Origin of the sequence: Acinetobacter sp. YH1901134 (assembly GCF_013416965.1) — a bacterium.
Lineage (GTDB): Bacteria > Pseudomonadota > Gammaproteobacteria > Pseudomonadales > Moraxellaceae > Acinetobacter > Acinetobacter amyesii.
Genome location: NZ_VPEW01000020.1, coordinates 1 through 13,990, shown reverse-complemented (window position 1 = coordinate 13,990; position 13,990 = coordinate 1). Strand labels below are relative to the sequence as shown.

The window sequence follows — 13,990 nt, the reverse complement described above, 5'->3', positions numbered from 1 at the left end:
TGCGGGCTTTTTTGTACTGTTTATTTTTCATCCTTTTATTTTCTACATAGCCATTTTAGAATTTGCCTACTTATAAAAATACCAAAGCCTAGGAATAATAATGAATACATTCACATCTGACTCACCGACCCAAGCCAGTGGCCGCTTTAGCCGGCGCGCATATCTTGCATGGAATCTACTTCTCGGCATTATTTTTACGCTAATTGCTGTTGTAGTCGGCCTGCTCATACTCGGTGCGCAAAATGCGTTGACTGAGGGTGCAATGTCGACGCCACTCATGATTATTTTCTTTATCATGTATGCCATCGTCATTTATTACAGCGTCATTTTCTTAATCCGTCGTTTACATGACCGAGACCATTCTGGATGGCTTGCACTGCTGATCTTAGTTCCTGTAGTGAATATATTATTTGCGCTCTATGTGTTATTTGCACCGGGTAATAGCGGTAGTAATAGCTTTGGACAACCACGCCCGACCAAAGGCTGGGAAACAGTGCTGGCTGTTTTGTATATCGTGGTGTTTATAGTCGGGATACTTGCTGCGATCATGATTCCGTCTTACCAAAACTATGTGATCCGCTCTCAGCAAACCACGATTCAACAACAATAATGATAAATCATTAAATGCCGCCTAGATCGCTCTAAACAGCAATACATCTACTCAAACAAGCTCACACATGTGGGCTTTTTTTGTACTTTACCTTTATAATCAACGCGCTTTTTATGTTCAGGATCAAATCCTGTACTTTTTCACATTTTTATGTCGTTTTTAGCTCAATTTTTGCGGTTAAAAATGAATGATAACTATACTTTTTACGATAATTTAAGATCATTTAATATGAATAATTCACCCAATATAAACTCTGGTTGGAACCGTGACGGTCGTTTTAATCGCATGTCTTTTATCGGTTGGAATGTCTTCTATGGCCTCATGCTGAGCATATTGATGCTACTGATCGTCAGCATGATGCCCAATACCCTCAATGCCCTAATAGCTCATGCTGAAAATCCAATGACGCAAGTGATTGGATTGATCCTAAATATTTTAATGCTGATCCCTTTGATGATTTTTTCAGTGCGTCGTTTGCATGACTTTAATCTCTCAGGCTGGTTTGCACTCTTAGAGCTGATTCCGTTGCTCAATATCGTTATGTGCATTGCGCTGATGCTCATCCCGGGGTCTGCAAATGCCAATCAATATGGTGAGCCACGTGAATCCAAAACATGGGAGGTGGTCCTCGCCTTTCTCTTTATCGGTTTATTCTTACTGATCTTGGTAAATGTATTATTTACTGCGCGTTTTCTATTTTAAGTCGTCACTGACTTTAAGCCTATTGGTCACTGTGTTTAAGTGCCCTCGTCACTGTCATAGCAACGCGCTATGACAGGCCGATGAGTCAATGGCTCATGCTCAACGCCACATCTCGGTATTTGCATTTCCCTACTAAACGCTCTAGGCTGCAACAACAAGCCTTTGAATTAAATCACAATGACTGATGCTCTACTGACACCTATTTTGCCAACAAAAGAACAGATTAAAAATTTTCCATTGTTCCAAAATTTAGTGCCAGAGCAGATCCATGTCATTCACAATGCAGAACAATGCCAACACTGGTCCGATGAATTACAGACAACTGCCTTATTCGGTTTCGACTCTGAATCTAAGCCGACTTTTCGTAAAGGTGAGGTCTCTACCGGCCCACATTTAATCCAACTCGCGACGGCGCAACAGGCATGGTTGTTTCAAATGAACGAATGCACTTGGGATTTTTTAAGACCAATCTTGAGTAATCGTGATCAAATTAAAGTAGGTTTTGGCTTAAAAAATGATGCACATTTATTTCGTAAAAAAGGCATCGATCTGAATAGTGTCTTGGAACTATCCAAGTGCTTTGCTTCTTTTGGCTTAACCCAACCCGTCGGTTTAAAAAATGCCATGGCACTGCTTTTTCGTGTGAATTTTCCAAAATCTAAATCGGTCAGCACCTCGAATTGGGCCAAAAAGCGCTTAAGTCCGGAGCAAATTCGTTATGCCGCTGCCGATGCCTATGCCCCTGTTTTGGTCTTTGAAGAATTATTACAACGTGGCTTATTACCTAAAACCATCCCCAATACTTCTCTCAAACTAAGAATTCGTCCGCACATGAATTTATAAACCCTTAATTATTTTAATGATTTAATTTATGTTCAGCGATGTAACCACTCTGTAACTGGATATTGCCCCAATCTATGGCATGACCAAGTGCAAAGATCGGCTGAAGAGTGCCAATGAATTTGCAGTTTATTTGCGCTAAAGATTTGAACAGTACGTTATTGCTTTAAAAATAGTCACAGCACAGCCTAAAAACAATAAATTTGCACCTTTTAAGTACATTTATATCTTTGATTTAACTCATTTTAATTACATTAATATACATTTATATTTTTATTCAACTAAGGTTTTGATCTCTCTAGATTTTCTAGCAGAATTACATGATTTATCTCATTCTTTCTATACTTTCATAATTTGTTTTCATCAATCTCCTTTTGCTAAAACAAGTCTGCCAAATACATAACACATCATAATTTAAAAACTTGGAGAACCTGACATGTTGAACTTATTTACAGGAAAAATCAGCGGCGTACTCAGCCTGACTTTACAAGGGATCAGTAAAGCAGTTGGACTGGTTTTAAATACTGTTTTGGATACAGTAGACAGCGTTTTCGAGACCGTGAGTAGCTTAACAGCGCCCTTAACGGATGCACTGACTGAACTACCACTGATTGGTGGGACCATCGAAAAAGTACTGGCAGTTGAAAATCAGTTGGTCGACACCTTAGACGAAGGCTTACATGCGGTAGCCGATCAACTGGCGACGGGTGATCTTCTTGGTGGGGTGCAAACCACTCTCAATGGCGTAACTGGGGTGGTCGGTCAAACCGTGACAGAAGTTGCAGGTTTGGTTGATCATATAAGTGGTGTTGCTGCACCAATCACAGACTCACTTTCTGACCTGCCATTGCTTGGCGGGCTATTGAATGCAGTAGGCGAAACTACGGGTAATTTAACTGGTTTGTTAGCTGAAACGGGCGACTATGTGGCGAGTATTGATCCTAGCGAATTATTAACATCCGTCCTGAAAGATCCTTTAGCAAGTGTGGGTGGTGTCGTGCAAGATGTTTCAGACACTTTAGACGCCTTACTGGATGACGTTGCACCGATTACATCGATTGCCACTGAACTTCCTGTGGTCGGTGATCTCGTTCAAGTGGTCGGTGAAAGTACCACAGCTCTCAATCAAAGCTTATACGATGTCGGTAGCATACTTCAATCCGTAAACAGCGATTTATTACAAACAACCGCTTATGTTTAATGACTAAAAACACTAATACACAGCGCATTTTTATAGGCCAAGAATAAAATCCAATCCTCTATTTGCACTAGCCTGACACATGTCAGGCTTTTTTAATTCATCAATTCTGATATTAGCATTTAGTGAATAGCCGTTTATTTGATAAGATTAGGTACAAATTCATTCTTAATTTGATTGAGCAAGGAGCGAAAGCATGCTGATCATCCCTGCAATTGACCTGAAAGATGGCAAATGTGTCCGTTTAAAACAAGGTCGTATGGAAGACGATACCGTATTTTCTGACGATCCAGTGGCAACTGCACAGCATTGGGTAAATGAAGGCGCGCGTCGCTTACATTTGGTAGATTTAAACGGTGCTTTCGCTGGTACACCGATTCATAAGCCTGTGGTTGAAGCGATTGCTAAAGCACAGCCTGAATTACCAATTCAAATTGGTGGTGGTATCCGCTCTCTTGAAACCATTGAACACTACCTTGATGCCGGCGTTTCATTTGTCATCATTGGTACAAAAGCAGTAAAAGAGCCTGAATTTGTTGAAGAAGCGTGCAAAAAATTTGCAGGCCATATCATTGTCGGTATCGATGCCATGAATGGCATGGTGGCAACTGATGGTTGGGCAAATGTCACTGACGTGAAAGCTACTGATTTGGCAAAACGCTTTGCAGATGCTGGTGTATCGAGCATCGTCTACACCGACATCGCACGTGATGGCATGATGCAAGGTGTGAACGTTGAACAAACCGTAAACCTTGCAACATATTCAGGCTTACCTGTTATTGCATCGGGTGGCGTGACTAACCTTGACGACGTACGTAACTTAAAAGGCCAACCAGGCATTTTAGGTGCGATTACTGGTCGTGCAATTTATGAAGGGACATTGAACCTTCGTGAAGCTCAATTACTGCTTGATCAACAAAGCTTATAATTTGCCCGAGCAGAAAAGAGGTCTTCGGGCCTCTTTTTTTATTTCTCCACTTTGAACATTCAAATACACATGCCAACCGTACAATCTGCTTGGAAAGCCAAGTTTCCGCAGCTCGCACTCATCCTGATTACCATGATTTGGGGCGCCAGTTTTATCACCGTGCAATACGGTTTAAATTTTAGCAGTCCAGTGCTGTTTGTCGGTCTACGTTTTGCCGCAGCAACACTGGCTGTGAGTCTTTTATCACTTAAATATCTTAGACACTTTTCTCAATATGATGTCATTGCGGGCGCAAGTATTGGCGCGGTGATTGCGATCGGCTATGCGACGCAAACGGTCGGCTTGCAAAGTATCAGCAGCAGCGAATCGGCTTTTTTAACTGCGCTGTATGTGCCGCTGGTGCCGATTTTTATGTGGCTGTGTTTTCGGCATAAACCACATCTGATGACATGGCTAGGTGTAAGTTTGGCTTTTGTCGGTTTGGTCTTTTTAACTGGTAATGGTTTTGGGGCTATTCAGCTCAATTTTGGACAAATCATTACGTTGCTCGGGTCAATTACCATTGCCTTTGAAATTATCTTGATCAGTTATTTTGCACCCCGCGTCAATCTACGCAGAGTGACGGTTCTACAATTGGCATTTGCTTCACTGTTCTGTTTTTGCTTTGCTCCACTGGTAGGTGAAACCACATTGCCCAAATTTGAATGGCCATTAATCGCTGTACTGTGCGGATTGGGGCTGGCTAGCGCCGTGATTCAACTGGTGATGAACTGGGCGCAGCGTATGGTTGATCCTGCACAGGCGGCAATCATCTATGCAGGTGAACCGGTTTGGGCCGCAATCATTGGGCGGCTTGCGGGTGAACGCTTAACACCGCTCGCTCTCATTGGCGGACTGTGTGTAGTGCTTGGTGTGATTGTGAGTGAATGGCGGCCGAAATGGTTAAAGAAACGCTAATTTCTGCATCCTCTATTAGATCAAAAAAGCGACTCATACGGTCGCTTTTTTGATACCAAGATTTTTATGCCAAAAAGTTCTGAACTCGCATTACTCATACATCGGTCGGTTGTCATTGACACGGATTAAACCTTTAATCGCGCGGTACACAATCCATAACCAAGACAGTCCGATTACCGTGACACAGAAGGTACTCGCTCCCAGCGCCACTCCCGCAAAGGCATTGGCGTTATTGCCAGTAAAGAACAGAAAAATAAACGGCACGAAAGCAATGATATTCCAAATGAGATACCACCAAAACGTACGAATCTGCCAAGTGAAATGGCTTTCAAAAATCGTGCCGCGAACATCACTGCGTTTGACGTAATTGATAATCAACGCGAGGACCGCAAGCAAGCCGGCAGAAAAAATCGCCACAATATAAAGAATATACAAAATAATCGTGAGCAGGCGGTTTGGATCTTTATCAATCGAATAATTCATTTCGCTCTCCGTCATGATGATTTTGCGGATCATTCCACCCTAGATATGCACGATATTAAATGGTGAAATCAGCCATAAAATCAGTAATATGTTAAAAGCTATGGTACAGAAGTATATTTTCCGAAACGGTTGTTTTTGTGTTTTATGCCGCAAACGTTGCTGAGCCAGCCATGCCGCAGGCCACCCACCTAAAAAAGACAAAAGATGCAGTGTATTTTCTGGTACGCGTCGGTTGCCCATTTGCGCAGCTTCTTTATCTTGAGCATAGAACCAATAGGTCAGGACATTAATAATACTCACAAAAAGCAGCACCATGCCACTGAGTAAACCCGCCACAGATAAGCCCGCCAAGGCTAGGATATACACAATGCACAAGATTTGCATCGGCTGTGCCTGACGCGGCATCTGCACCACATTTTTTTTATTGGGGCGTTGTGTAGCTTTGGTTTGTGAGGCTTTTAAATAATGCACTTGCTGTGCACGAAAGCGTCCGCGTTCGTCTAAGATCACAGCATAATCCAACGCGCAGCCCACGATTGGTCGTGGGCCGGGACGGGAAAAGTCTTTGATGTGCAAAAATACGCGATCTTTGGTGCTATCGTTCGGTTGAATGAAGCCGTAGCCCTTGTCATCAAACCATTCTACTAAGCGTCCTTGATCACGCATGCTTTTCCCTCTCGTTGTTTTTAAAATTTATGCTGTGACGAATTTTAATCGTTCAATCAGCATATTACGCATTTCAGCAGGGTTTTTCTGCAAAATATCATCCCCTGTACGGCCTTCTGCCGCATTTTTCTGTGCTACCTGTAAACGCATCATCCAGAAGCGACCCGCCGCCATCGCCAAATATAACTCTAGGCATGATTTTTCATCTGCGGTTAATGGACGCACGCTTTCATAGGCATTTAAAAAGGCAATGGCTTTGTCTTCATTCAAATGTACATCCGGATATTCAGTACAGAAGTCATTTAAAGTAATAGCAATATCAAACAAGAGTTCGTCTTTATTTAACTCATAAAAGTCTAAAATGCCGTTGAGTTGATCGCCGTCAAATAGAGTATTGTCACGGAACAGATCAGAATGAATAAAACCGGTAGGACGGTCTGGATACATCGCCGTTAAGATGTCATATAAGCCCAACAGATTGTTAAGTAACGTGGTATCTGCTTCATTTAATGTTGGACGAATATCCCGTGAAACTTGTAACCAATAAGCATGATCACGATATTCTGCACGTTCCAAAGGGAAATCTTGTAAAGCCACATGCATTTTCGCTTGGGCTACAGCAATCGCTTCTGCTTGCGCTAAGCTCGCAGGCATCGGATGTTGACCTTGCATGCGTGGCGCAATCTGTGCAGGTTTATCCTTTAAGTTATGAATCGCTTTACCCGAATGATTCAGTGGTACAGGCACAGCTAGACCAGCCTGCCCCAAGTGTTCGAGTACAGGCACCAATTCCCCTGCACCTTGCTCGTCCATCTCTTCAAAAACGGTTAATACATACTGTGTGCCATTTTCGCAAACAATAAAATAGTTGGTATTTTGAATACCGCCTTGAATCGGAATCAGGTCAATCACCTCCAGTCCATAAGGTGCTGCAAAATCCTGAACTTCCTTTAAAGTCAAAGTGGTATAAACCGACATAGAAAACCTGCGAAAAAACTTACATATTTTTGATAGAATAACCGCTCCGACTACTAAGGTGTAGCATCTAAGTCGCGAAGTTTCATAATCGGCTGTTATTTTTGGAAAAAATTATGCTTGCTAAACGTATTATTCCTTGCCTCGACGTGGACAACGGTCGTGTAGTGAAAGGTGTTCAATTTCTTGATATTCGTGATGCAGGCGATCCAGTTGAAGTTGCACGCCGTTATAACGAACAAGGTGCGGACGAAATTACCTTCTTAGACATTACCGCAACCTCAAATGGTCGTGATACCACTTACCGTACGGTAGAGCGTATGGCTGAGTCTGTATTTGTGCCATTAACAGTCGGTGGTGGCGTGCGTAAAGTAGAAGATATCCGCCTGTTATTAAATGCCGGTGCGGACAAAGTTTCGATTAACTCTGCGGCTATTTATAACCCTGAATTTGTACAAGAAGCCTCTCAGCGTTTTGGCGCACAGTGTATTGTGGTTGCTATTGATGCGAAAAAAACCGGCGACAATAAATGGGAAATTTTCACCCACGGTGGTCGTAAAGAAACCGGCATCGATGCCATCGAATGGGCGGTAAAAATGGCGGACTTCGGTGCGGGTGAATTATTAGTAACCTCAATGGACGCAGATGGTACCAAAGCGGGTTATGACATTGAACTGATGCGTAATATCAATGACCGTGTGACCATTCCAACCATTGCTTCTGGTGGTGTCGGTAATCTCCAACATTTGGCCGATGGCATTTTAAAAGGTGGAGCAGATGCGGTGCTTGCTGCCTCTATTTTCCACTTTGGTCAACACACCATTCCTGAAGCGAAAAAATATCTAGCAGAACAAGGCATTGAAATGCGTCTTTAATTGATTCGTTTTCAATGAAGATTTAAAAGAGCGATGATTCGCTCTTTTTTTTGCTTTGGTGTTTTTGATGCAACTCCATTGATTTGTAGCAGAGTATCGTCTATACAATTCATCCACTATAGACATAAAAAAAGGAGCCTTGTCGGCTCCTATAAACCAAGAAAAACTACAGCACTTGGTCTGATACTTAAAACAAATGAAAAAATATACATAGCAACTTCATCAATCAACTCGTCGTGTACAAGCCTTTTGATGATTTAAATATAGGGCATTTGCACTGCATTTGATTGACAGTAGATTCATAATTTATTGACAAATTGCGACAGCTCAATTGAATGGCAAAGCTAGTTGTCAAAACCCATAGTGCGTTCATATTAGACCGTTTCAAGAAGTGCAGTTGGCTTTTCACGCTCAGCGACCCACTTTGCAGGAAATACCCGATTGACCCAGTGTGACAATGATTTAGCAATCGCTGTCGGCAGTAGCACACCCAATGGGTTCTGTTCCTGTAATTTCGCCGAGGAGATCACTCGAGTCCCTAAAATATAGTCAAACCACGGCTTAGTCACACACCAGTTGGCATCCTGATTTGAGTTCATATGGTGGTCATAGTGCCATGGAATCTTTTTCATCGCCCACTCTGGCTCAAGATGTGCGCGACGATGGATATAATAATAATTCCCTGCGCAATACAGCACAGACAAACTCATTCCTTTGGAAATGGGATAAAACAGCGGGACAAATACCGCTGAAACTGCCACCAGTGACAATATTTCATTTTTCGTGCGCCAGTTCTGTACACCTTCAACATAACCATGATCATGAAAATCTGTTTTTCGAACTTCACGATGATGCTCCCAATGTGATTTCATGCTTTTCGGTACTGGACTAAAACGTGGCTTGCCTGACCGATGTGTCCCATGCAAAACATATTTATGTGCGAACCATTCAAAGGCATTGGCGACGACCAACCCTGCAATAAAACCTTTTAACATGACCAATATCTCCTTTTCTTAGCTCCACTATAGGTAATGAAAAGGGCTAGATATTGACCGTTTTTTTTAATATTATTGACAAAACACGACAAAATTTAGAATTAAAAAAATATGCAACAACTCAAGGACTATACAGGATCGGTCTATGGAGGACTCGGCCATTTGCTCTATGCTTATCATCAAGCTCAAGGCATTGCTATTCCTGAAAAACTGAATAAAGTTCAAAACTTAGAGCGTTTTGATTATGCCATTTGGCGTGATTTATTGATGGATTTAGATCAAAAGATCCAAAAGCCGGCGCTGGGTTTAGAAATTGCTGAACATGTGCAACCCAAACATATTGGCATTATTGCGTATATTGCCCTGTCCTGTGAAAACTTGGGCGAAGCGCTGCTCCGCTACCATGATTTTCATCGCTTAATCTTCGATGGCAGTCCATTGCTGATTGATATTCAAAATGATTTTTTTTCGATCGGTTGGAATGATTTACCCATGAATATGGCCAATCAATTGACCGATGAAATTGCGATTGCGTTAATGCTGCAATTTCTAAAATTATTCATGCGTTTTGAAGATATCAATTTACACGAAGTGCATTTTCATAATCCTGCACCGAAAAATGTCGCTCAGTATGAACAATATTTTCGCTGCAAAGTTCGTTTTTCCCAAGAAAAGTCGAAGGTTATCGTTCCCATTCAAGAACTGTCTCGCCCTTTTTCCCAAGGCGATCAGACCTTACAAAAACTGTTGATGCAACAGGCACAGTCTTTATTAGAAAAACTGCCGAATACCACGCAAATCGACCAACGCTTACAGCAAGCCATCTTAATGGGTTTGCAAAAAAATCAGTTCCAAATTGAACATGTCGCTACGCAACTCAATCTTTCCGTCCGACAATTACAACGCCATTTACAACAACAAGGCAGCACCTATCAGCAACGTATGCAGGAAGTCCGCTGCATGATGGCTGAAGAATTTTTAAGAGACCCGCATTTAAGTTTGCAAGAAATTGCGTTACTGCTGGGTTATTCAGAACAGAGTGCGTTTCAACGTGCGTTTAAACAATGGCGAAACTTAACCCCACAGCAATGGCGCTTATCGCAAATTGAAGCAGCAAGTTAAAAATGTGACACAGTTATCATTTTAAATGTTGTGATTTTCAGCAAAATCCATTAAATCTATGCATATTCAATAAATGAATAAAACAACACTTCACAACTAGATTGCACTCATGCTGAGTGAAAGATTGAAAATCTATTCCAAATGACAAAAACAAATGGAGTTTTAAATGAATAAATATTTAGCAGAACTGATTGGTACGTTTTGGCTGGTCTTTGGTGGTTGTGGTAGTGCGGTCTTGGCTGCGGCCTTTCCTGAACTTGGCATTGGCTTCGCTGGCGTGGCACTGGCCTTCGGTCTAACCGTATTGACGGCTGCTTATGCGCTGGGTCATATTTCAGGGGGACATTTTAACCCTGCCGTGAGTATTGGCTTGTGGGCAGGCGGTCGTTTTGAAGCCAAAGAACTAGCACCCTATATTATTTCTCAATTGCTGGGTGCAACCTTCGCCGCATTTATTCTATTCATCATTGTGCAAGGTCAGACTGGATTTACAGGCGTCGGCGGTTTTGCTACCAATGGCTATGGTGAATTATCTCCGGGCAAATACTCTATGCTCTCAGCCTTAATCATTGAAATTGTGCTGACGGCTGGCTTTCTGATTGTGATCATGGGAGCAACGGATAAACGTGCCCCTTCTGGATTTGCCCCAATTGCGATCGGTCTTGCGCTAACATTGATCCATCTCATCAGCATTCCCGTCACCAATACTTCAGTCAACCCAGCGCGTAGTATGGGTGTCGCATTCTTTGCTGAAACTGCTGCGCTGTCACAAGTTTGGCTGTTTTGGGTAGCCCCAATCATTGGCGCGGTGATTGGTGCGGTCATCTATAAACTGATGGCAAAAGACGCATAAATAGAAGAAGACACCATAAAAAAGCTCACAACCTGTGAGCTTTTTTTCATTCATCCCGAATTGAGCAGTGCTTCCTTCGACGGCCGATGAAACAGCATTAAAGAAATGGATTTTCCACTTCGTTGCCTTCACCGCCCTGCGCTATTTTTTCAGCTAAGTTGGTTTCTGCCTCAAGCGTGGTCACCACATCATTGAAAAATGCCTGTAAAGCTTTCGCTGCAGCTAAACCAGCTTGGTCTTTCGTCACCTGTAAGTTGCCATAAATATTAATTCGATCTTGGCCATTTTCTAGTGTTAAGTCATGAATTGCATGCGACGCTGTGTCATTTTCAAATGCTTTGAACATGATGGATATCCTTCTTTTTTGTTGTAGTGATGCAGCAATAGAAATACGTGAAAAAGATTTCAACTGCAAGCAATGATCTTCTTCATCGCTCGCAGTTCAGCGCTATTAGCTACTCGATTATTTCAAAATCTGTAGCAGATATTGCAGAATTTCTTCAATCAATTGTTTGAGCAAGGCATCTTGATTGTTGTCATTTCCACTACTTGCCGTGGATGTCTCGCCCACAGATCCACCACTCGATTTAAACTCTTTTTTCAAACTTAAAATCTTGTCTTCTGCGACATCTGCAGCACACTGGCTTTCAGCATCCCAATGCAAATAAGCGATATCTTGATTTGCTTTTACTTGGGTGGCTTTGAGTGGCAAACGGTAGGTATTACGCTTTTGGTCTTCGGTTAATTCTGGAAAGAAATTAATTCCAGTCAGTTCTTCTAGCGCACAAATACTCATGACTTTGACTGTCGGTGCCGTATCTCGCAAGGTATTGTCTGCATAGTACACGCCTGCAACACCTTTTTTCGGCAAATAGATCGCCTTATAAGTAGCGGTCGGCACGATGACCCCTTGCCCGATGGTTTTTAATTTTTTCGCACTGTATACCGGCCCCGTCACCACATAGACATCTTGCTTTTGTTTGGTCACTATCGCCCGTGTGGCTTCTTCTAACTCACGCCACACTTGCTGATTATTTTTGGGAGCTTGCGGCACCATATTGGCCAAAGAAAAACTGTCTAACTGCGCAGCTTTATTGGGCATATCGGCATTTGGCGCCATGTGTCCACGGTCATAGCCTGAAGATTTATAGTCTGAAAGCAAAGCCCGATATTCAGACGGCACGCGAGTCTCTTCATGAAAGTTATCTTCACGCGGAATTTTTTGACTCAGGCGTGCGGGGGTTAATGCTTCTGCAACCCAAAGCGGTGTCTTGGATATCCCTGAATACATGACATTAAAGCCATTAAAACACAGTGGAAAACTGTTTTTATGTAGGCTTTCACGGACCAAATAAGGTGGCACTTCACGATAAAATTGGTCCAAACAGGCGCTATTTGAAGTGCTGCTCATAGAAACAAGTTGTTGAATTTTTTCTTGCCCGAAAGCAATAGCAAAGCTTCCTGTTGCCACCAGACCCAACAGCACTTTTATGCCATTTTGCCCAAATAACTGTGAAAACGGATTTGCTGAATTGCGTTTCTTTTTGACCATGACTTACAACAATGACTTCTAAAAGGACTATTTTTCCGCAGCTTAGCAAGGGTGCAAATTTTAGTACACTTTTCTTTTTTAATTTGCTTAACAATCACACAAATATTGTTTAACAAAGCAGCAGTTGATGTAACTTTATGTCGCAGTTGTGCAGTTCTTTATAGGAGGTCATGAAGCAGTTGCGTATGTTTCATTGAATTCGCCTCAAGAATTATGACAAGGTAAAAATACGAAAAATTGCGATAAAAATATACGGAGTGATTATGCATTCTAAAATTTTAGGTTTAGGTTTAATTTCAGGTTTAATGAGCGCAGCAGCATTTGCAGAACCGCCGATTCAACCCGGTGATACATTAGAAAGCTTATCTAGAGTCAAAATTGTGACCACCGTGAATGGTCAACCTGGTTCCATTCAGGACTTAGTTTCAAGTGGCCAAGTTCAATTGGTTGAAGCTCCTGCCGGACAAGTCAATGCCGCTGCAACAGAACAGCCATTAAACCCTGAACAGGCTCAGGCAAACCAAATCGATCCGAATGCCCCTGCAGTCCCTGCAAATGCTGAACAAGCCGTGACTGAAGCGGAAAATGCACTCGCAAATGAACAACAAAGTGTAGCTGCTGCACCTACAGAGCAGTCCGTTCCAACTGAACAAACAGCAGTGGCCAATACACCTGAAGCCGCGATAACTGAAGCACCTGTGGAAACAGCACAGCAAGCACCTGAAGCCGTAGCAACGGATGCCAATGCTGCACCCGTCATTGCCTCTTCTGCAGAAGCGCCAGTGAATGCCGATAGCGCATCGGCTGCATTGCCTGAAGCTCCTCAAGCACAACAAGATGCTTTTATGGCAGCACCTGAGACTCAAAGTGTAAATCCTGCAGATGCATCAATTCAAGCCAACCCAGAAGCACCTGTTGCTGACGAAGCCATCCAAGCTGCGCCTGAAGCCTCTGCAGATGTAGACGCGACAATCAACTAATCAGCGTATTTTCAAGGATGAAATAACGCAACATCTTCATTCTGTTGTTTTGCTCGCATACTCCTCCCAGGAAAAAGCAACAGAATGATCTCTATGTCTTTGGACTAAAAAAGTTTAATTATTACAGCTCTGTACACGACAAATTTCACAGAACCCTTATCCTATCAGGATTCTGCTTTCTTAAAATTGCCAAAATTTCCTTAAACTCTTCTTTTTTCCCAAAACCAATTAAACGCTGAATCGCCATTTGAACA

General features: G+C 42.5%; 16 protein-coding genes. 10 read left to right on the top strand and 6 right to left on the bottom strand.

From position 1 onward, the window contains the following. Window positions 1-100: 100 nt before the first annotated feature. From FTV50_RS14995 to FTV50_RS14970, 6 genes are all read left to right on the top strand, one after another. Window positions 101-610 (top strand): DUF805 domain-containing protein, encoded by a 510-nt coding sequence (locus FTV50_RS14995; protein ID WP_180024925.1) that lies wholly within the window; start codon window positions 101-103, stop codon window positions 608-610. 228 nt (window positions 611-838) lie between these two features. Further along, entirely contained in the window at window positions 839-1,312 is a 474-nt protein-coding gene (locus FTV50_RS14990) for a DUF805 domain-containing protein (protein WP_162689739.1), read from the top strand. A 177-nt stretch (window positions 1,313-1,489) separates the two neighbouring features. Beyond that, window positions 1,490-2,155 (top strand): 3'-5' exonuclease, encoded by a 666-nt coding sequence (locus FTV50_RS14985; protein ID WP_180024924.1) that lies wholly within the window; start codon window positions 1,490-1,492, stop codon window positions 2,153-2,155. A gap of 433 nt (window positions 2,156-2,588) precedes the next feature. Further along, a complete protein-coding gene (locus tag FTV50_RS14980) occupies window positions 2,589-3,353 on the top strand; it encodes a hypothetical protein (RefSeq protein ID WP_180024923.1) in 765 nt (254 codons plus the stop codon). A 193-nt stretch (window positions 3,354-3,546) separates the two neighbouring features. Next, window positions 3,547-4,278, top strand: a complete 732-nt coding sequence (gene hisA, locus FTV50_RS14975) for a 1-(5-phosphoribosyl)-5-[(5-phosphoribosylamino)methylideneamino]imidazole-4-carboxamide isomerase (protein WP_078190493.1) — start codon at window positions 3,547-3,549, stop codon at window positions 4,276-4,278. Between the two features lie 69 nt (window positions 4,279-4,347). Then, window positions 4,348-5,235 carry a DMT family transporter gene (locus tag FTV50_RS14970; RefSeq protein WP_180024922.1) on the top strand — a complete coding sequence of 296 codons (888 nt, stop codon included), beginning with the start codon at window positions 4,348-4,350 and terminating at the stop codon, window positions 5,233-5,235. Window positions 5,236-5,325: 90 nt separating this feature from the next. On the opposite strand, the gene FTV50_RS14965 is transcribed toward FTV50_RS14970, so the two are convergent. Genes FTV50_RS14965 through FTV50_RS14955 form a run of 3 tightly spaced genes read right to left on the bottom strand, consistent with a single transcriptional unit; the run spans window position 5,326 to window position 7,362 of the window. Beyond that, window positions 5,326-5,718 carry a hypothetical protein gene (locus tag FTV50_RS14965; protein WP_168378990.1) on the bottom strand — a complete coding sequence of 131 codons (393 nt, stop codon included), beginning with the start codon at window positions 5,716-5,718 and terminating at the stop codon, window positions 5,326-5,328. Between the two features lie 39 nt (window positions 5,719-5,757). Next, window positions 5,758-6,384 (bottom strand): DUF1294 domain-containing protein, encoded by a 627-nt coding sequence (locus FTV50_RS14960; RefSeq protein ID WP_180024921.1) that lies wholly within the window; start codon window positions 6,382-6,384, stop codon window positions 5,758-5,760. A gap of 27 nt (window positions 6,385-6,411) precedes the next feature. Further along, window positions 6,412-7,362, bottom strand: coding sequence for a homoserine kinase (locus FTV50_RS14955; protein WP_180024920.1), 951 nt, complete (start codon window positions 7,360-7,362; stop codon window positions 6,412-6,414). A gap of 110 nt (window positions 7,363-7,472) precedes the next feature. On the opposite strand from FTV50_RS14955, the gene hisF reads away from it, so the two are divergent. Further along, the gene (gene hisF, locus FTV50_RS14950; protein WP_373423585.1) at window positions 7,473-8,234 is read left to right on the top strand and encodes an imidazole glycerol phosphate synthase subunit HisF; all 762 of its coding nucleotides are present in this window, start codon (window positions 7,473-7,475) and stop codon (window positions 8,232-8,234) included. Between the two features lie 374 nt (window positions 8,235-8,608). Here the strand turns inward: hisF and FTV50_RS14945 are convergent, their stop codons facing one another. Then, window positions 8,609-9,229, bottom strand: a complete 621-nt coding sequence (locus tag FTV50_RS14945) for a hypothetical protein (protein WP_180024918.1) — start codon at window positions 9,227-9,229, stop codon at window positions 8,609-8,611. 111 nt (window positions 9,230-9,340) lie between these two features. Here FTV50_RS14945 and FTV50_RS14940 point away from each other — a divergent pair, with 111 nt between their 5' ends. Then, window positions 9,341-10,351 carry an AraC family transcriptional regulator gene (locus FTV50_RS14940; RefSeq protein ID WP_180024917.1) on the top strand — a complete coding sequence of 337 codons (1,011 nt, stop codon included), beginning with the start codon at window positions 9,341-9,343 and terminating at the stop codon, window positions 10,349-10,351. A 166-nt stretch (window positions 10,352-10,517) separates the two neighbouring features. Continuing rightward, the gene (gene aqpZ, locus FTV50_RS14935) at window positions 10,518-11,204 is read left to right on the top strand and encodes an aquaporin Z (protein ID WP_180024916.1); all 687 of its coding nucleotides are present in this window, start codon (window positions 10,518-10,520) and stop codon (window positions 11,202-11,204) included. A gap of 97 nt (window positions 11,205-11,301) precedes the next feature. On the opposite strand, the gene FTV50_RS14930 is transcribed toward aqpZ, so the two are convergent. Both FTV50_RS14930 and FTV50_RS14925 read right to left on the bottom strand, forming a co-directional pair. Further along, window positions 11,302-11,550: a hypothetical protein gene (locus FTV50_RS14930; RefSeq protein WP_180024915.1), complete on the bottom strand. Its 249-nt coding sequence runs from the start codon at window positions 11,548-11,550 to the stop codon at window positions 11,302-11,304. A gap of 117 nt (window positions 11,551-11,667) precedes the next feature. Further along, a complete protein-coding gene (locus FTV50_RS14925) occupies window positions 11,668-12,756 on the bottom strand; it encodes a DNA/RNA non-specific endonuclease (protein WP_180024914.1) in 1,089 nt (362 codons plus the stop codon). Window positions 12,757-13,019: 263 nt separating this feature from the next. Here FTV50_RS14925 and FTV50_RS16885 point away from each other — a divergent pair, with 263 nt between their 5' ends. Beyond that, entirely contained in the window at window positions 13,020-13,736 is a 717-nt protein-coding gene (locus FTV50_RS16885; protein WP_180024913.1) for a hypothetical protein, read from the top strand. Window positions 13,737-13,990: the final 254 nt, after the last annotated feature.

What these genes read in the sequence shown, in the direction of transcription:
- FTV50_RS14995 (WP_180024925.1), top strand. Translation starts at nt 101, where the DNA reads ATGAATACATTCACATCTGACTCACCGACCCAAGCCAGTGGCCGCTTT.
- FTV50_RS14990 (WP_162689739.1), top strand. Translation starts at nt 839, where the DNA reads ATGAATAATTCACCCAATATAAACTCTGGTTGGAACCGTGACGGTCGT.
- FTV50_RS14985 (WP_180024924.1), top strand. Translation starts at nt 1,490, where the DNA reads ATGACTGATGCTCTACTGACACCTATTTTGCCAACAAAAGAACAGATT.
- FTV50_RS14980 (WP_180024923.1), top strand. Translation starts at nt 2,589, where the DNA reads ATGTTGAACTTATTTACAGGAAAAATCAGCGGCGTACTCAGCCTGACT.
- hisA (WP_078190493.1), top strand. Translation starts at nt 3,547, where the DNA reads ATGCTGATCATCCCTGCAATTGACCTGAAAGATGGCAAATGTGTCCGT.
- FTV50_RS14970 (WP_180024922.1), top strand. Translation starts at nt 4,348, where the DNA reads ATGCCAACCGTACAATCTGCTTGGAAAGCCAAGTTTCCGCAGCTCGCA.
- FTV50_RS14965 (WP_168378990.1), bottom strand. Translation starts at nt 5,718, where the DNA reads ATGAATTATTCGATTGATAAAGATCCAAACCGCCTGCTCACGATTATT.
- FTV50_RS14960 (WP_180024921.1), bottom strand. Translation starts at nt 6,384, where the DNA reads ATGCGTGATCAAGGACGCTTAGTAGAATGGTTTGATGACAAGGGCTAC.
- FTV50_RS14955 (WP_180024920.1), bottom strand. Translation starts at nt 7,362, where the DNA reads ATGTCGGTTTATACCACTTTGACTTTAAAGGAAGTTCAGGATTTTGCA.
- FTV50_RS14945 (WP_180024918.1), bottom strand. Translation starts at nt 9,229, where the DNA reads ATGTTAAAAGGTTTTATTGCAGGGTTGGTCGTCGCCAATGCCTTTGAA.
- FTV50_RS14940 (WP_180024917.1), top strand. Translation starts at nt 9,341, where the DNA reads ATGCAACAACTCAAGGACTATACAGGATCGGTCTATGGAGGACTCGGC.
- aqpZ (WP_180024916.1), top strand. Translation starts at nt 10,518, where the DNA reads ATGAATAAATATTTAGCAGAACTGATTGGTACGTTTTGGCTGGTCTTT.
- FTV50_RS14930 (WP_180024915.1), bottom strand. Translation starts at nt 11,550, where the DNA reads ATGTTCAAAGCATTTGAAAATGACACAGCGTCGCATGCAATTCATGAC.
- FTV50_RS14925 (WP_180024914.1), bottom strand. Translation starts at nt 12,756, where the DNA reads ATGGTCAAAAAGAAACGCAATTCAGCAAATCCGTTTTCACAGTTATTT.
- FTV50_RS16885 (WP_180024913.1), top strand. Translation starts at nt 13,020, where the DNA reads ATGCATTCTAAAATTTTAGGTTTAGGTTTAATTTCAGGTTTAATGAGC.